Source organism: Micromonospora auratinigra, from assembly GCF_900089595.1.
GTDB lineage: Bacteria > Actinomycetota > Actinomycetes > Mycobacteriales > Micromonosporaceae > Micromonospora > Micromonospora auratinigra.
Genome location: NZ_LT594323.1, coordinates 3652261 through 3669321, shown reverse-complemented (window position 1 = coordinate 3669321; position 17061 = coordinate 3652261). Strand labels below are relative to the sequence as shown.

Sequence of the window (17061 nt, the reverse complement as noted above, 5' to 3'; positions counted from 1 at the left end):
CCCAGTGCCGTCGGCACGGGGCCGCGGCACCCGCTGGCGGGCGGCGTGCGCTCACCGCTCGTGGAGCGGGTCGAGGTCACCGCGGTGGGTACGGCCGGCGTGCCGTACCGGTGCGCGGTGGTCGCGAAGCGGGCCTGCGCCGCCGAGGTGGTCGTCCTGCGGGAGATCGCGACGGTGTCCACCGACGCCTTCCCGGAGCTGATCGACGCGGGGGCCGACGACCACGGTCCGTGGGTGGTGCTGTCCTTCCGTCCCGGCGCCGCCCTGGCCTGGGACGCGGCGCTTCCGGCGGCGGTGTACGCGAGCCTGGCCCGGCTGCACCAGCGGTATCTCGGGGGTGCGGGCCGGCTGCCCGCCGGCCTGCCACGGGTGGACGAGGAGTTCTGCCGACACGCGTTGCGGGAGTTCGCCCCGGCGGGGATCCACGAGGCCCGGCGCGGGGATCCCCGTCCGGTGCACGACCGGGCCCTGGACCTGCTCGGGCGCTGGAGCCACGACGAGCGGATGCTCGCCGGACCGCGCGTGCTGCCCGCCACGCTCCTGCACGGCGACGTGTACGGACACAACGTGGTGGTCGACTCCGCCGACGGCACCCGTCCGTGCCTGATCGACTGGGGCAGCGCCCGGATCGGGCCGGCGATGCTGGACGTCGCGCTGACCGCCGGGACGTCGTCGGCCGGCTTCGCGGCGTACCTGCGGGCCTGGGAGGAGGCGGCGTGTGCTCCCCTCGACCGCTGGCAGGCCGCGGCGGGCCACGCCTGGGCGACCGCCTTCGGCACCGCGATGTTCGTCGGCGCGGTCGCCACCCGCTTCGGCCCCGCGCCCGTCGGGCGGCTGCTCGACCGGGCCGGGGCCGCCCTGGACCGGTTCGGGCATCTCCTGGCCGGGGCCGGCCATGGCTGAGCGGCCGCGCGCGTCGGCGGGGCCGGCAGCGGCAGGTCTTTGTGAGGGGTCCCGTCCGACTGCGCGGGGTCCTCATGCCCCGAACTTCTGCCACTGCCCTTCGGAGATCACCTCGACCGCGCCGTCGACGACCTGGATGGCCGTCTGTTCGTCGATGGCGTAGGCGGGGACACCGATCCCGGCGGCCCACCGCTGCGCGTGGGCCAGGGTGTTCGTCGGGAAGGCGTCCAGGTGCGGGAAGATCGAGAAGTCGACGACTCCCAGGGTGCGGTCGTCCGGTGCCGCCGGCCACTCGACGAAGGACGTCCCGATCCGGGGCGTCATGACCATGCTCCCGGCGCTCACCCCCACCCAGACCGTCCCGGGCAGTTCCGGCAGCAGGTCGGCCAGCCCGGACTCCCGCATCCAGTGACACAGGTAGGTCGCGTCGCCGCCGTCGACCAGGAGCACGTCGGCCTCCCGGGCCCAGGGGACCCAGCGCTGCGCGCCGATGCTGGACAGCGCGGTGAGTTCGAGGACGCCGAGCGACGCCCAACCCAGGCCGGACAGGTGCCGGAACCGGGGCTCGGCGGCCAGTAAGCCCCGCACCGAGGTCGGGCCGCACATCGGGTGACCCCACTGTGCCGTCGGGACGCAGAGGGCGTGGCACTCGGTGATCGGCTTGCCGAGCAGCCGCACGAGCGCCGAGTGGATGCTCGGGTTCGTGACGCCGCCTGAGGTGAGCAGGAGCTTCACGCTGCCTCCCGGGTCGCGCACGGAGGGTGGACGCACCGGTAGACCCGCGACCGTGCCGGAACTCATCGGAAGCCGAACGCCCAGGTGCCGCGATCATGCGGTCGGCCTGGGCGTTCGGGGTGGAGCGGGCGACGGGAATCGAACCCGCACCGTCAGTTTGGAAGACTGAAGCTCTGCCATTGAGCTACGCCCGCGCTCGCCCCGCTGTCGCAGGGCGCGTCGACAGCGTACCCAATCGGGGAACCGACCGCGCAGCGCCGTGCCCGTCCGGCGCGCCAGCCCCGGTGACCCTGTGTCGAGCGCGGACGGCATACACTTCTCGTCGCCACGGGGTGTGGCGCAGCTTGGTAGCGCACTCGCTTTGGGAGCGAGGGGCCGTGGGTTCAAATCCCGCCACCCCGACTGTCGTTCCGACCGGCCTGTCCCGGGAACCGCCGATTTTTCCGCGCGGTACCCGGGCGCTGCCGATGCGGCCGGCCGACTCGCCTACACTCGATGCGCGCAAACACGCCCGAGACTCAACTGAGATCCGTCAAGGAGTACGCCTGTGAAGAGCACCGTCGAGACTCTGAGCCCGACGCGCGTGCGGCTCGCCATCGAGGTGCCGTTCGTCGAGCTCGAGCCGAGCCTCAAGAAGGCGTACCGGGAGATCGGCCAGCAGGTCCAGGTTCCCGGCTTCCGTCGGGGCAAGGTTCCCGCCGCCATCATCGACCAGCGGGTCGGCCGGGGCACCGTCCTCAACGAGGCGGTGCAGGAGGCCATCCCGCAGAACATCCTCGCCGCGGTCCGCGAGCACGACCTGAAGACGCTGGGCCGTCCCGAGGTCGAGATCACCGAGTTCAACGACGGTGACTCGCTCAACTTCACCGCCGAGATGGACGTCCGCCCCGAGATCACCCTGCCGGACCCGGCCACCATCGAGGTGACCGTCGACGAGGTGCAGATCGCCGACAGCGAGATCGACGAGCAGGTCGGCAACCTGCGCGAGCGGTTCGCCACGCTGAAGACCGTCGAGCGGGCCGCCCAGGAGGGCGACTACGTCCAGATCGACCTGAACGCGACCGTCGACGGCGAGGACGTGCCGGGCGGCTCGGCGAGCAACATCTCGCACGAGGTCGGCAGCAAGCAGCTCCTGCCGGGCCTGGACGAGGCCGTGGTCGGGCTGGCCGCCGGCGACAGCACCACCTTCACCACCCAGCTCGTCGGCGGCGACTTCGCCGGCAAGGACGCCGAGGTGGCGGTGACCGTGCGCACGGTCAAGGAGAAGGAGCTGCCGGAGCTGGACGACGACTTCGCCCAGATGGCCAGCGAGTTCGACACCATCGCGGAGCTCCGCGACGACGTGCGCGAGCGGGTCAGCCGGGGCAAGAAGGTCGAGCAGATCTACGCCGCCCGGGACAAGGCCCTCGAGCAGATGGTCGAGGCCGCCGAGGTGCCGGCGCCGGAGGGTGTCGTCAAGGAGGAGGTCGAGAGCCGCAAGGCCGCGATGATCGACCAGCTCCAGCGCATCGGCGCCTCCCTGGAGGAGTACCTCGCCGCCGAGGAGAAGACCGAGGAGCAGATCGACGCCGAGCTGACCGAGGCGGCCACCGACGGGGTCAAGATCCAGCTGCTGCTGGACACCCTCGCCGACGCCGAGGACGTCCAGGTCTCCGACGACGAGTTCGGCCACGAGATCGTGCACCGCGCGCAGCGCGCCGGAATGGCCCCGCAGCAGTACTACGACGAGCTGGTCCGCTCGGGTGCCGCCGCGGCCGTCTTCGGCGACGTGCGCCGGGGCAAGGCGCTCGCCTCGGTGATGGAGAAGATCAAGATCAAGGACTCGGCGGGCAACGAGGTCACCCTCGACGCGCTGCGGGCCCAGAACGAGGCCGAGCACAACCACGAGCACTGATCGTCGGCTGTCGGCCGCCGTCCCGCGCTGCGCGCCGGGCGGCGGCCGAAACCCTTTCTGGGGTACGCCGCCGGGGTGGCTGCGCTGAGAGCGAAAAGGGCCCCGACCGGGAGTACGCCCCCGGGGTGAGCGGTTAGTGTCGGGTACGACGGTACGGAGAGCGAAGGGCTGCCATGACCGACATGCACATCCCCAAGAAGTCGCTCCGGGCGATCGAGGCCCGGGGTGGCGACTCAATTGGCAACCTCGACGACTCGGTCTACAACCGGTTGCTCAAGGAACGGATCATCTTCCTGGGCAGCGAGGTGAACGACCAGGTGGCCAACCGCATCTGCGCGCAGCTGCTGCTGCTCGCCGCGGAGGACCCGGACCGGGACATCTTCCTCTGGATCAACTCGCCGGGTGGCTCGGTCTACTCCGGCATGGCGATCTACGACACCATGCAGTACATCGACAACGACGTCTCGACCGTCGCGATGGGCATGGCGGCCTCGATGGGCCAGCTCCTGCTCTGCGCCGGCACCAAGGGCAAGCGGTACGCCCTGCCGCACGCGCGGATCATGATGCACCAGCCCTCCGGCGGCCTCGGCGGCACCGCGTCGGACATCGCGATCCAGGCCGAGCAGATGCTCTACACCAAGCGCATGTTCCAGGAGCGGGTGGCGCACCACACCGGCCAGAGCCAGGCCCAGATCGAGACGGACTCGGACCGCGACCGCTGGTTCACCGCCCAGGAGGCCATGGACTACGGCTTCATCGACAAGGTGATCATCGGGGCCGCGCAGGTTCCGGATGGTGCCGGGACCCTGAGCTGACCGAGGAGCTGACGATGACCGACCTGAGCCTGCCGCCCCAGTTCGCGGCCGTGCACAACCGCTACGTCCTGCCGTCGTTCGTCGAGCGCACGTCGTACGGGATGAAGGAGTCCAACCCGTACAACAAGCTCTTCGAGGACCGGATCATCTTCCTCGGGGTCCAGGTGGACGACGCCTCGGCCAACGACGTGATGGCCCAGCTGCTCACGCTCGAGGGCACCGACCCGGACCGCGACATCATCATGTACATCAACTCGCCCGGTGGTTCCTTCACCGCCATGACGGCGATCTACGACACCATGCAGTACGTCCGGCCGGACATCCAGACGGTCTGCCTCGGCCAGGCGGCCAGCGCGGCGGCCGTGCTGCTCTCCGCCGGCACGCCGGGCAAGCGGATGGCGCTGCCCAACTCGCGGATCATCATCCACCAGCCGGCCACCGAGGGTGGCTACGGTCAGGGCTCGGACATCGAGATCCAGGCCCGGGAGATCCTGCGGATGCGGACGCAGCTGGAGACGATGCTCTCCCAGCACTGCAACCGCCCGATCGAGCAGGTGCGCAAGGACATCGACCGTGACAAGATCATGACGGCCGAGGAGTCCAAGGAGTACGGGCTGGTCGACACCATCCTGACCAGCCGCAAGAAGGGTCTGCTGGCGTCGCACGCCGCTGGCTGAGCTGTGCCGGGTCGGAGGTCGGTCGGGGCGTGGTTCCCGGCCGACCTCTGACACACCCGCTTTGGGGGTCGGAGAAACTCCCGCCAGCGGGTAACGTCGGGTCCGTACCGCTTCGCCGGGTCGGATCCGGCGGGCGGGGTAGGACAGAGACGACGGGCGCTCCGCGCCCGGCAGGTCACGGGCCGGCGTACCGGCCGACGAGTGCAGGGAGAACGTAGGTGGCACGGATCGGTGACGGCGGCGACCTACTGAAATGCTCCTTCTGCGGCAAGTCGCAGAAGCAGGTCAAGAAGCTCATCGCGGGGCCTGGCGTCTACATCTGCGACGAGTGCATCGATCTCTGTAACGAGATCATCGAAGAGGAGCTGGCCGAGTCCGGCGAGGTGAAGTGGGAAGAGCTTCCCAAGCCGATGGAGATCTGCCAGTTCCTCGACAACTACGTCGTCGGTCAGGAACAGGCCAAGAAGGCGCTCGCCGTAGCGGTCTACAACCACTACAAGCGGATCCAGGCCGAGGCGGCCGGCGCGCCCGGCTCCGGTAGCGACGGCGTCGAGCTGGCCAAGTCCAACATCCTGCTGCTCGGCCCCACCGGCTGCGGCAAGACCCACCTGGCGCAGACCCTCGCCCGGATGCTCAACGTCCCCTTCGCGATCGCCGACGCCACGGCCCTCACCGAGGCGGGGTACGTCGGCGAGGACGTGGAGAACATCCTCCTCAAGCTGATCCAGGCCGCCGACTACGACATCAAGCGCGCCGAGACCGGGATCATCTACATCGACGAGGTCGACAAGATCGCCCGTAAGTCGGAGAACCCGTCGATCACCCGGGACGTCTCCGGCGAGGGCGTGCAGCAGGCGCTGCTCAAGATGCTCGAGGGCACGGTGGCCAACGTGCCGCCGCAGGGCGGGCGCAAGCACCCGCACCAGGAGTTCATCCAGATCGACACCACCAACGTGCTGTTCATCTGCGGTGGTGCCTTCGCCGGGCTCGACCAGATCATCGAGTCCCGCACCGGCTCCGGCGGCACCGGCTTCGGCGCCCGGCTCCGGTCGGTCTCCGAGCGGTCCACCGATGACATCTTCAGCCAGGTCATGCCGGAGGACATGCTCAAGTTCGGTCTGATCCCCGAGTTCATCGGCCGACTTCCGGTGATCACCAACGTGCGCAGCCTCGACCGCAGCGCCCTGGTGCGGATCCTCACCGAGCCGCGCAACGCCCTGGTCCGGCAGTACCAGCGCCTCTTCGAGCTGGACGGCGTCGAGCTGGAGTTCGAGCAACCGGCGCTGGAGGCCATCGCCGACCAGGCCATGCTCCGCGGCACCGGTGCCCGTGGCCTGCGGGCGATCATGGAAGAGGTGCTCCTCTCCGTGATGTACGAGGTGCCCAGCAACCCCGACGCCGCCCGGGTGCTGATCACCCGTGAGGTCGTCCTGGAGAACGTGAACCCGACCATCGTGCCGCGCGAGTTCACCGGTCGCCGGGCCCGTCGGGACCGCGAGGAGAAGTCGGCCTGAGTTTCTGCTCCACCTACCGCGCCCGGGCCTCGGCCCGGGCGCGGTTCGTGTGTGGACCCGGCCCACCGGCTCCCCGACATCGGCGCGCGGTCGCCCCTGTCCCCGGCCCCGGCCCGCCCGTACGCTGAGCCTCATGCGTGTCGCCGTCTGCCAGCTCAACGCCCGCGACGACCGGGCCGCGAACCTCGCCGCCGCCGAGGACCTGCTGGTCCGGGCCGCGGCGGCCGGCGCCGACCTGGCCGTCCTCCCGGAGTACGTCGACTTCCTCGGGCCGGGCGACCGGATGCCGCCGGCCGAGCCGGTCGACGGGGTGGTCGGCACGTTCTTCGCCGACGTCGCCCGGCGGCTGGGCATCTGGGTGGTCGCCGGCTCGTTCCACGAGGCGGGCCCGGACCCGGCCCGCACCTGGAACACCTCCCTGGTCTTCGACCGCGCCGGCGCGCTGGCCGCCGCCTACCGGAAGATCCACCTGTACGACGTGGAGATACCCGGCCGGGTCTCGTACCGGGAGTCGGCGACCGTGGCGCCGGGGGAGCAGCCGGTGGTGGTCGACGTCGAGGGACTACGGGTCGGTCTCTCGATCTGCTACGACCTGCGCTTCCCGGAGCTCTACCGACGACTGGCCACGGACGGCGGGGCCGAACTACTGGTCGTGCCGGCCGCGTTCATGATGCACACCGGCCGGGACCACTGGGAGATCCTGCTCCGCGCCCGCGCGATCGAGAACCAGTGTTTCGTCGCGGCGGCCGGCCAGACCGGCGACCACGAACCGGGCCGTACCTGCTTCGGGCGCAGCATGGTGGTCGACCCGTGGGGCACCGTGCTCGCCCAGGTCGCCGACGGTCCGGGTCTCGTCGTCACGGAGCTGGACCTCGACCGGCTCCGGACGATCCGCGCCGAGCTGCCGAGCCTCGCCAACCGCCGGCTCTGAACCGGTCAGCTCCCCAGCAGTACGCCGAGCATGGTGAAGCCGGCGATCGCCAGCGCGGTGACGACCAGGGCGGTGGTCATCCGGGACGGGCCGCGCGCCAGGAGTCGACGCAGCGACAGCAGGACGACCACCACCACGAACGCGCCGATGACCAGCTGCCAGAACGGCAGCAGGAGGCCGAGCAGGGCTTCGTCGGCGAGCGTGGTCACCGGGGACCGGGACAGGTCAGCCATGGCGCCCACTCTGGCACGACCGAGCCGTTCACGGCTCCCCCCGAACGCGGATTTCCCCCCTCGTGACGGCCCCGGAACACCGTCCGAACTTCCAGTGACGATCATTGATTTGTCTTCTGCGGGCCGTCCGCGTAACTTTCTCTCTGCACGAGGGAGGCCGGGCAAACCGGCCGAGAACGGGCGCCAGGATGGTGGCGGAGACGCCGAGCCAGACTGAGGATCCGGGCGGTGCGAGACACTCCGAGAACACGGAGTTGCGAACGCGAAGCCGACCGGGTAGAGTTCGAAAGCCGGCAGGGAGCCGGGCGGGTGGCCGCGAAAGCGGCGCCGGCCGGTCCACCGGAATCCACGACAGCAACGACCGCCGGACACGGCGTGCGTCAGCGTGGTGCGGACTGACCAAGTTGATCGCCTCGGAGATACGAGGTTGACAACGAAAGTCGGGCCGAGTAAGTTAGAGAGGTTGCCCCGGACGGGGGTTCCACTGGGTGGGGCTTGCCGGATGGTGTGTGGTTGTTCTTTGAGAACTCAACAGGGTGCTTGATAAGCCAGTGCCAATTATGATTTATACCCCGGACTGGTCAGGCTTTGGTCTGTCTGGTTGGGATTCCTTTGGCAACACTTTTTGTTGCCAGGACATTGTGTCCGACAAAGTTTTTGTTGGAGAGTTTGATCCTGGCTCAGGACGAACGCTGGCGGCGTGCTTAACACATGCAAGTCGAGCGGAAAGGCCCTTCGGGGTACTCGAGCGGCGAACGGGTGAGTAACACGTGAGCAACCTGCCCTAGGCTTTGGGATAACCCTCGGAAACGGGGGCTAATACCGAATATGACTACTGATCGCATGGTTGGTGGTGGAAAGTTTTTCGGCCTGGGATGGGCTCGCGGCCTATCAGCTTGTTGGTGGGGTGATGGCCTACCAAGGCGACGACGGGTAGCCGGCCTGAGAGGGCGACCGGCCACACTGGGACTGAGACACGGCCCAGACTCCTACGGGAGGCAGCAGTGGGGAATATTGCACAATGGGCGGAAGCCTGATGCAGCGACGCCGCGTGAGGGATGACGGCCTTCGGGTTGTAAACCTCTTTCAGCAGGGACGAAGCGAAAGTGACGGTACCTGCAGAAGAAGCGCCGGCCAACTACGTGCCAGCAGCCGCGGTAAGACGTAGGGCGCGAGCGTTGTCCGGATTTATTGGGCGTAAAGAGCTCGTAGGCGGCTTGTCGCGTCGACTGTGAAAACCCGCAGCTCAACTGCGGGCCTGCAGTCGATACGGGCAGGCTAGAGTTCGGTAGGGGAGACTGGAATTCCTGGTGTAGCGGTGAAATGCGCAGATATCAGGAGGAACACCGGTGGCGAAGGCGGGTCTCTGGGCCGATACTGACGCTGAGGAGCGAAAGCGTGGGGAGCGAACAGGATTAGATACCCTGGTAGTCCACGCTGTAAACGTTGGGCGCTAGGTGTGGGGGGCCTCTCCGGTTCCCTGTGCCGCAGCTAACGCATTAAGCGCCCCGCCTGGGGAGTACGGCCGCAAGGCTAAAACTCAAAGGAATTGACGGGGGCCCGCACAAGCGGCGGAGCATGCGGATTAATTCGATGCAACGCGAAGAACCTTACCTGGGTTTGACATGGCCGCAAAACTCGCAGAGATGTGAGGTCCTTCGGGGGCGGTCACAGGTGGTGCATGGCTGTCGTCAGCTCGTGTCGTGAGATGTTGGGTTAAGTCCCGCAACGAGCGCAACCCTCGTTCGATGTTGCCAGCGCGTTATGGCGGGGACTCATCGAAGACTGCCGGGGTCAACTCGGAGGAAGGTGGGGATGACGTCAAGTCATCATGCCCCTTATGTCCAGGGCTTCACGCATGCTACAATGGCCGGTACAATGGGCTGCGATACCGTGAGGTGGAGCGAATCCCAAAAAGCCGGTCTCAGTTCGGATCGGGGTCTGCAACTCGACCCCGTGAAGTCGGAGTCGCTAGTAATCGCAGATCAGCAACGCTGCGGTGAATACGTTCCCGGGCCTTGTACACACCGCCCGTCACGTCACGAAAGTCGGCAACACCCGAAGCCGGTGGCCCAACCCTTGTGGAGGGAGCCGTCGAAGGTGGGGCTGGCGATTGGGACGAAGTCGTAACAAGGTAGCCGTACCGGAAGGTGCGGCTGGATCACCTCCTTTCTAAGGAGCACCTTCACCTGAAAGGGTGCAAGGAGCCCGCGGCCCGCGAATGTCGGGTCGGGGTGCTCAATGGCGGAGACACTGGTCAGTTTCTGTCCGGCAACGGCCGGGATACCTAGTACAGCCGCTTCGGTGGTGGGAACGGTTCCTCCTGGTGCGGCTGGGTAGGAGCGTAAAGCACCCTGTTGGGTCCTGAAGGAACAACTACGGTTGTCTTTCAGAGCCGTAAGCGGAACGAGTGTTCCGCCGGCGCCAGGCACGGCCTGGCCTCGCATACCGGATCCCTGTGGGGGTTGCTGGTGTGGGGTGTTTCGGGTTGTGGGTTGGTCGTTTGTTGAGAATTGCACAGTGGACGCGAGCATCTTTGTGGTCAAGTTGTCAAGGGCGAACGGTGGATGCCTTGGCACCAGGAGCCGATGAAGGACGTGGGAGGCCGCGATAGGCCTGGGGGAGCTGTCAACCAAGCTGTGATCCCAGGGTGTCCGAATGGGGAAACCCGGCATCAGTCATGTGATGTCACCCGCACCTGAACACATAGGGTGTGTGGGGGGAACGCGGGGAAGTGAAACATCTCAGTACCCGTAGGAAGAGAAAACAAATAGTGATTCCGTGAGTAGTGGCGAGCGAAAGCGGATTGAGGCTAAACCGGCTGCGTGTGATACCTGTCAGGGGTTGCGTGGTCGGGGTTGTGGGACCCCGCTGGACAAGCTGACACTTGTCCGAGGAGTTACAAAGTCAGTGGCTAGCCGAATGGTGTGGAAAAGCCAACCGTAGACGGTGACAGTCCGGTACGTGAAAGTTGCTGACCTTCTGTGGGTGTTCCCGAGTAGCGGCGGACCCCTGAAATCTGCCGTGAATCTGCCAGGACCACCTGGTAAGCCTAAATACTTCCTGGTGACCGATAGCGGACGAGTACCGTGAGGGAATGGTGAAAAGTACCCCGGGAGGGGAGTGAAATAGTACCTGAAACCGTTCGCCTACAATCCGTCGGAGCCTTGCGGGGTGACGGCGTGCCTTTTGAAGAATGAGCCTGCGAGTTAGTGGCATGTGGCGAGGTTAACCCGTGTGGGGGAGCCGTAGCGAAAGCGAGTCTGAATAGGGCGCTCTTTAGTCGCATGCTCTAGACCCGAAGCGGAGTGATCTAGCCATGGGCAGGCTGAAGCGCGGGTAAGACCGCGTGGAGGGCCGAACCCACCAACGTTGAAAAGTTGGGGGATGACCTGTGGTTAGGGGTGAAAGGCCAATCAAACTCCGTGATAGCTGGTTCTCCCCGAAATGCATTTAGGTGCAGCGTCGCGTGTTTCTTGCCGGAGGTAGAGCACTGGATGGTCTAGGGGGCCCACAAGCTTACCGAAATCAGCCAAACTCCGAATGCCGGTAAGTGAGAGCGCGGCAGTGAGACTGCGGGGGATAAGCTTCGTAGTCGAGAGGGAAACAGCCCAGATCACCAGCTAAGGCCCCTAAGCGTGTGCTAAGTGGAAAAGGATGTGGGGTCGCATAGACAACCAGGAGGTTGGCTTAGAAGCAGCCACCCTTTAAAGAGTGCGTAATAGCTCACTGGTCAAGTGGTTCCGCGCCGACAATGTAGCGGGGCTCAAGCACACCGCCGAAGCTGTGGCATTCACATTTTAACCACGCCGGGTCTTGATATCCGGTGCAGGTGTGTGGATGGGTAGGGGAGCGTCGTGCCGGGGGTGAAGCAACGGGGTGACCTAGTTGTGGACGCGGCACGAGTGAGAATGCAGGCATGAGTAGCGAAAGAAGGGTGAGAAACCCTTCCGCCGGATGACCAAGGGTTCCAGGGCCAGGCTAATCCGCCCTGGGTGAGTCGGGACCTAAGGCGAGGCCGAGAGGCGTAGTCGATGGACAACGGGTTGATATTCCCGTACCCGCGAAAGAGCGACCCTGATGAACCTCGTTGTGCTAACCACCCAAACCATCCAAGACTTTCGGGTCGAGGTTGGGGAGCGTGGGAACCTGGCGGGTAGTAGTCAAGCGATGGGGTGACGCAGGAAGGTAGCTGAGCCCGGCCGGTGGTTGTGCCGGGGTAAGCGTGTAGGCCGTGCCGTAGGCAAATCCGCGGTGCATATGGGCTGAGACGTGATGCCGAGCCGATTCAGGTGAAGTCAGTGATCCTATGCTGCCGAGAAAAGCCTCTAGCGAGTTCTTAGCGGCCCGTACCCCAAACCGACACAGGTGGTCAGGTAGAGAATACCGAGGCGATCGGGCGAACTGTGGTTAAGGAACTCGGCAAATTGCCCCCGTAACTTAGGGAGAAGGGGGGCCGGAGACGTGAAGCCCCGCGCGGGTGGAGCGTTGTATGGCCGCAGAGAGCAGGGGGAAGCGACTGTTTACTAAAAACACAGGTCCATGCGAAGAAGTAATTCGATGTATATGGACTGACGCCTGCCCGGTGCTGGAACGTTAAGGGGACCTGTTAGCCCGTAAGGGCGAAGCGGAGAACTTAAGCGCCAGTAAACGGCGGTGGTAACTATAACCATCCTAAGGTAGCGAAATTCCTTGTCGGGTAAGTTCCGACCTGCACGAATGGCGTAACGACTTCCCCACTGTCTCAACCACAGGCCCGGCGAAATTGCATTACGAGTAAAGATGCTCGTTACGCGCGGCAGGACGGAAAGACCCCGGGACCTTTACTATAGCTTGACATTGGTATCCGAATTAGCTTGTGTAGGATAGGTGGGAGCCGGTGAAGTCCATACGCCAGTATGGGTGGAGGCAATCTTGAAATACCACTCTGGTTGATTTGGGTATCTAACTTCGGACCGTTATCCGGTTCAGGGACAGTGTCTGGTGGGTAGTTTAACTGGGGCGGTTGCCTCCTAAAGGGTAACGGAGGCGCCCAAAGGTTCCCTCAGCCTGGTTGGCAATCAGGTGTTGAGTGCAAGTGCACAAGGGAGCTTGACTGTGAGACTGACAGGTCGAGCAGGGACGAAAGTCGGGACTAGTGATCCGGCACTGGCATGTGGAAGCGGTGTCGCTCAACGGATAAAAGGTACCCCGGGGATAACAGGCTGATCTTCCCCAAGAGTCCATATCGACGGGATGGTTTGGCACCTCGATGTCGGCTCGTCGCATCCTGGGGCTGTAGCAGGTCCCAAGGGTTGGGCTGTTCGCCCATTAAAGCGGTACGCGAGCTGGGTTTAGAACGTCGTGAGACAGTTCGGTCCCTATCCGCCGTGCGCGTAGGATACTTGAGAAGGGCTGTCCCTAGTACGAGAGGACCGGGACGGACGAACCTCTGGTGTGCCAGTTGTCCCGCCAGGGGCACGGCTGGTTAGCTACGTTCGGAAGGGATAACCGCTGAAAGCATCTAAGCGGGAAGCTCGCTTCAAGATGAGGTATCCCACCCACCTTGGTGGGGTAAGGCCCCCAGCTAGACGACTGGGTTGATAGGCCGGAAATGTAAGCCCGGTAACGGGTTCAGTTGACCGGTACTAATAGGCCGAGGACTTGACTACGAAGCTGCTACGCGTCCACTGTGCAACTCTGAACGATCGAACACCCGCGTGTGTGTGTTTGACATGTTCATAGAGTTACGGCGGTCATGGCGGAGGGGAAACGCCCGGTAACATTCCGAACCCGGAAGCTAAGCCCTCCAGCGCCGATGGTACTGCACTCGGGAGGGTGTGGGAGAGTAGGACGCCGCCGGACAATCTTTCATTCAGGGCCACCCCTCAACGGGGTGGCCCTGAATGCTTTTCCGCACGTTCGCGAATACGCGGGAGCCCGCCCCGGAACACCGGAGCGGGCTCACCTGTGCGTGCCTCAGCGGTGCTGGATGACCTCGCGCAGCCGGCGGAACAGCGCCGCGGACTCGTCCACGCCACGGCCGGGGAACATCCCCATCACCACGCTGCCGTGGTCGGCCCAGCCGCAGACCGCGAAGTCGCCACCGTCGCCGCTGGTCGTACCGCACTTCATCACACCGCCCAGCCGGCCGGCGTCGACCTCGCGTACCCCGGTCACCTTGCCGGTCTCGTCGGCCATCAGCCCGAACAGGCTGTCCAGGTCCCGTTCCGGCTGCCAGAGCAGGGTGGTGCCGCCGAAGACCAGCACCGACCGTTTGGCGTCCGCCGGGTCGCTGTAGATCGTGCCGAAGTTGCGGTCCAGGTCGATGTCGGCGGAGAAGCCGTTGCGCAGGTAGTCCGCGGTGCTGCGGGCCCGCTCACTGTCGTCGCGGGTCAGCCCGGCGACCGCCGCCGGTGGCTCCAGCGAGGTGTCCTTCTGGCTCAGTACCCGCCACCCACCGACACCCAGGGCACCGGCGCCGGCCAGGCCGACGACCAGCGCGGCGGCGAGCGCGATCCGCCGGCGGCGGGAGACCGGACCGGCCTCCTGCTCCGCCATCGCGGGATCGCGGCGGCTCAGCCGGATCGGCTCGTCGGTCAGGTCCAGCGGGTCGGGCCCGTCGCCGACCGGCCGCTCGGTGAGATGTGCGTCGGACATGTCCGCCACCGTACGCGAACAGGAGGTGGCGCACGTCGGGTCTCCGAAAGCGCTCCGTAGACTTTCAGGGTGACCGAGAGACTGGATGCCCGACGCCCCGACGCCCCGACCATTGCCGGCCAGTACCAGCCCGGCGAGGTAGAGCAGCGACGGTACGAGCAGTGGGTAGCCGCCGGCCACTTCCGGGCGTCGGCGGACAGCGACAAGCCGCCGTTCACCATCGTCATCCCGCCGCCGAACGTCACCGGCTCGCTGCACATGGGCCACGCCCTCGACCACACGGTCCAGGACGCGCTGGTCCGGCGCAAGCGGATGCAGGGCTACGAGGCGCTCTGGCTGCCCGGCATGGACCACGCCGGTATCGCCACCCAGAACGTGGTGGAGCGCCGGCTCGCCGGTGAGGGCCTGTCCCGCCACGACCTGGGCCGGGAGAAGTTCGTCGAGCGGGTCTGGCAGTGGAAGGCCGAGTCCGGCGGCGCGATCCTGGGCCAGATGCGGCGGCTCGGCGACTCCGTCGACTGGGACCGTGAGCGCTTCACCATGGACGAGGGGCTGTCCCGCGCCGTACAGACCATCTTCAAGAAGCTCTACGACGACGGCCTGATCTACCGGGCGAACCGGATCATCAACTGGTGCCCGCGCTGCCTGACCGCGCTCTCCGACATCGAGGTGGAGCACACCGAGGACGAGGGTGAGCTGATCTCGATCCGCTACAGCGACGAGGTCGTGGTGGCCACCACCCGGGCCGAGACGATGCTCGGTGACACCGCGGTCGCGGTGCACCCGGACGACGAGCGCTACCGGCACCTGATCGGCACCGAGGTGGCGCTGCCGCTGACCGACCGGCGGATCCCGATCGTCGCCGACGCGCACGTCGACCCCAGCTTCGGCACCGGCATGGTCAAGGTGACCCCGGCGCACGACCCGAACGACTTCGAGATCGGCCAGCGGCACGACCTGCCCGCGTTGACGATCATGGACGAGCGGGGCGTCATCACCGCGCCCGGCCCGTTCGAGGGCCTGGACCGGTACGAGGCCCGCCCGGCGATCGTCGCCGCGCTGCGCGAGCAGGGCCTGATCGTGGCCGAGAGGCGCCCGTACCTGCACGCGGTGGGGCACTGCTCGCGGTGCCGCACGACTGTCGAGCCGCGGCTGTCGTTGCAGTGGTTCGTCAACACCACCCCGCTGGCCCAGGCCGCCGGCGACGCGGTGCGCGACGGCCGGGTGAAGATCGAGCCGGCCGAGCTGGCCAAGCGCTACTTCGCCTGGGTCGACAACATGCACGACTGGTGCATCTCCCGGCAGCTCTGGTGGGGCCACCGCATCCCGGTCTGGTACGGCCCGGACGGCGAGATCGTCTGCGTCGGCCCGGACGAGCAACCCCCGACCGGCGAGGGCTGGCGGCAGGACGAGGACGTGCTCGACACGTGGTTCTCCAGCGGGCTGTGGCCGTTCTCCACCCTCGGCTGGCCGGAGCGTACGCCGGAGCTGGCGAAGTTCTACCCGACCAGCGTCCTGGTCACCGGCTACGACATCCTCTTCTTCTGGGTCGCCCGGATGATGATGTTCGGCCTGTACGCGATGGACGGGGTGCCGCCGTTCGAGGTCGTGGCGCTGCACGGCATGGTGCGCGACGAGCACGGCAAGAAGATGTCCAAGTCGTTCGGCAACGTGGTCGACCCGTTGGACTGGATCGACCGGTACGGCGCCGACGCCACCCGGTTCACCCTGGCCCGGGGCGCCAACCCCGGTGGCGACGTGCCGGTCAGTGAGGACTGGTGCCAGGGCTCCCGCAACTTCTGCAACAAGCTCTGGAACGCCACCCGGTTCGCGCTGCTCAACGGCGCGCACACCCAGGGGCCGCTCCCGGCCGCCGACACCCTGTCGACCGTCGACCGGTGGATCCTGTCCCGGCTGGCGCACGTCACGGCCGAGGTGGACGAGCAGTTCGAGGCGTACGAGTTCGCCAAGGTCTGTGACCTGCTCTACCACTTCGCCTGGGACGACGTCTGCGACTGGTACGTGGAGCTGAGCAAGCCGGTGCTCGGCGATGGTGGGCCGGCCGCCGAGGCCACCCGCCGGGTGCTGGGGCACGTGCTGGACCAGCTGCTGCGGCTGCTGCACCCGATCGTCCCGTTCGTCACCGAGGAGCTGTGGACCGGGCTCACCGGCGGCGAGACGGTGCTCACCGCCGCCTGGCCGGTGGCCGACCGGGCCGGGGTCGACGACGCCGCGGAGAGCGAGATCGGCACCCTCCAGCGAGTGGTGACCGAGATCCGGCGGTTCCGCTCCGACCAGGGCCTGCGCCCCACCCAGCGGGTGGCGGCCCGGCTCGACGGCCTGGCCGGCGCGGGCATCGCCGCGCACGAGCCGCTGATCCGGTCGCTGGTCCGTCTCGACGCGCCCGCCGACGACTTCCAGGCCAGTGCGACGCTCGCCATGCCCGGCGAGGTGAGCGTGGCGCTGGACACCCGGGGCTCGATCGACGTGGCCGCCGAGCGGGCCCGCCTGACCAAGGACCGGGCGGCCGCCGAGAAGGAGGTCGCGCAGGCGCGGGGGAAGCTGGACAATCCGGCCTTCGTCGGCAAGGCCCCCGAGCACGTGGTCGCCAAGATCCGCGAACGGCTGGCGGTGGCCGAGGCGGATCTGGTCCGCATCGACGCCGCCCTGAAGGCGTTGCCAGCGTGAGCGCGAGGAGTGAGCCGGGGTTGCGAGCCCCG

10 protein-coding genes, 2 tRNA genes and 3 rRNA genes are annotated in these 17061 nt (G+C 66.6%); 11 read left to right on the top strand and 4 right to left on the bottom strand.

Features of this window, described 5'->3' with window-relative positions:
• The first annotated feature begins 45 nt into the window (after positions 1-45).
• Positions 46-903, top strand: a complete 858-nt coding sequence (locus tag GA0070611_RS16240; RefSeq protein ID WP_157740329.1) for an aminoglycoside phosphotransferase family protein — start codon at positions 46-48, stop codon at positions 901-903.
• A gap of 72 nt (positions 904-975) precedes the next feature.
• On the opposite strand, the gene GA0070611_RS16235 is transcribed toward GA0070611_RS16240, so the two are convergent.
• On the bottom strand, positions 976-1638 hold the full coding sequence (locus GA0070611_RS16235; protein ID WP_091665042.1) for a Type 1 glutamine amidotransferase-like domain-containing protein: 663 nt from the start codon (positions 1636-1638) through the stop codon (positions 976-978).
• A 120-nt stretch (positions 1639-1758) separates the two neighbouring features.
• Positions 1759-1832, bottom strand: a tRNA-Gly gene (locus tag GA0070611_RS16230).
• A gap of 134 nt (positions 1833-1966) precedes the next feature.
• Here GA0070611_RS16230 and GA0070611_RS16225 point away from each other — a divergent pair.
• The 6 genes from GA0070611_RS16225 to GA0070611_RS16200 all read left to right on the top strand — a co-directional run bounded on the left by GA0070611_RS16225 (position 1967) and on the right by GA0070611_RS16200 (position 7469).
• Positions 1967-2040 (top strand) — tRNA-Pro (locus GA0070611_RS16225).
• A gap of 145 nt (positions 2041-2185) precedes the next feature.
• On the top strand, positions 2186-3532 hold the full coding sequence (tig, locus tag GA0070611_RS16220; protein WP_091665039.1) for a trigger factor: 1347 nt from the start codon (positions 2186-2188) through the stop codon (positions 3530-3532).
• A gap of 173 nt (positions 3533-3705) precedes the next feature.
• Positions 3706-4347, top strand: a complete 642-nt coding sequence (locus tag GA0070611_RS16215; protein ID WP_091665036.1) for an ATP-dependent Clp protease proteolytic subunit — start codon at positions 3706-3708, stop codon at positions 4345-4347.
• A gap of 14 nt (positions 4348-4361) precedes the next feature.
• On the top strand, positions 4362-5024 hold the full coding sequence (locus GA0070611_RS16210; protein WP_091665034.1) for an ATP-dependent Clp protease proteolytic subunit: 663 nt from the start codon (positions 4362-4364) through the stop codon (positions 5022-5024).
• Between the two features lie 218 nt (positions 5025-5242).
• Positions 5243-6538 carry an ATP-dependent Clp protease ATP-binding subunit ClpX gene (clpX, locus tag GA0070611_RS16205; protein WP_091665032.1) on the top strand — a complete coding sequence of 432 codons (1296 nt, stop codon included), beginning with the start codon at positions 5243-5245 and terminating at the stop codon, positions 6536-6538.
• A gap of 133 nt (positions 6539-6671) precedes the next feature.
• A complete protein-coding gene (locus GA0070611_RS16200; RefSeq protein ID WP_091665029.1) occupies positions 6672-7469 on the top strand; it encodes a carbon-nitrogen hydrolase family protein in 798 nt (265 codons plus the stop codon).
• A gap of 5 nt (positions 7470-7474) precedes the next feature.
• On the opposite strand, the gene GA0070611_RS16195 is transcribed toward GA0070611_RS16200, so the two are convergent.
• Positions 7475-7702: a hypothetical protein gene (locus GA0070611_RS16195; RefSeq protein WP_091665026.1), complete on the bottom strand. Its 228-nt coding sequence runs from the start codon at positions 7700-7702 to the stop codon at positions 7475-7477.
• Positions 7703-8359: 657 nt separating this feature from the next.
• Between GA0070611_RS16195 and GA0070611_RS16190 the strand changes: the two genes are divergently transcribed.
• From GA0070611_RS16190 to rrf, 3 genes are all read left to right on the top strand, one after another.
• Positions 8360-9874, top strand: a 16S ribosomal RNA gene (locus GA0070611_RS16190).
• 368 nt (positions 9875-10242) lie between these two features.
• Positions 10243-13353 (top strand): 23S ribosomal RNA (locus GA0070611_RS16185).
• Positions 13354-13429: 76 nt separating this feature from the next.
• Positions 13430-13546, top strand: a 5S ribosomal RNA gene (gene rrf, locus GA0070611_RS16180).
• The 16S, 23S and 5S rRNA genes sit together here, the layout of an rRNA operon.
• Before the next feature lie 114 nt (positions 13547-13660).
• On the opposite strand, the gene GA0070611_RS16175 is transcribed toward rrf, so the two are convergent.
• Complete coding sequence (locus GA0070611_RS16175; RefSeq protein ID WP_091665023.1) at positions 13661-14341, bottom strand: hypothetical protein; 681 nt, start codon at positions 14339-14341, stop codon at positions 13661-13663.
• Between the two features lie 69 nt (positions 14342-14410).
• Here GA0070611_RS16175 and GA0070611_RS16170 point away from each other — a divergent pair, with 69 nt between their 5' ends.
• Entirely contained in the window at positions 14411-17029 is a 2619-nt protein-coding gene (locus tag GA0070611_RS16170) for a valine--tRNA ligase (protein WP_091665020.1), read from the top strand.
• Positions 17030-17061: the final 32 nt, after the last annotated feature.

What these genes read in the sequence shown, in the direction of transcription:
- GA0070611_RS16215 (WP_091665036.1), top strand. Translation starts at nt 3,706, where the DNA reads ATGACCGACATGCACATCCCCAAGAAGTCGCTCCGGGCGATCGAGGCC.
- GA0070611_RS16210 (WP_091665034.1), top strand. Translation starts at nt 4,362, where the DNA reads ATGACCGACCTGAGCCTGCCGCCCCAGTTCGCGGCCGTGCACAACCGC.
- GA0070611_RS16200 (WP_091665029.1), top strand. Translation starts at nt 6,672, where the DNA reads ATGCGTGTCGCCGTCTGCCAGCTCAACGCCCGCGACGACCGGGCCGCG.
- GA0070611_RS16195 (WP_091665026.1), bottom strand. Translation starts at nt 7,702, where the DNA reads ATGGCTGACCTGTCCCGGTCCCCGGTGACCACGCTCGCCGACGAAGCC.
- GA0070611_RS16175 (WP_091665023.1), bottom strand. Translation starts at nt 14,341, where the DNA reads ATGTCCGACGCACATCTCACCGAGCGGCCGGTCGGCGACGGGCCCGAC.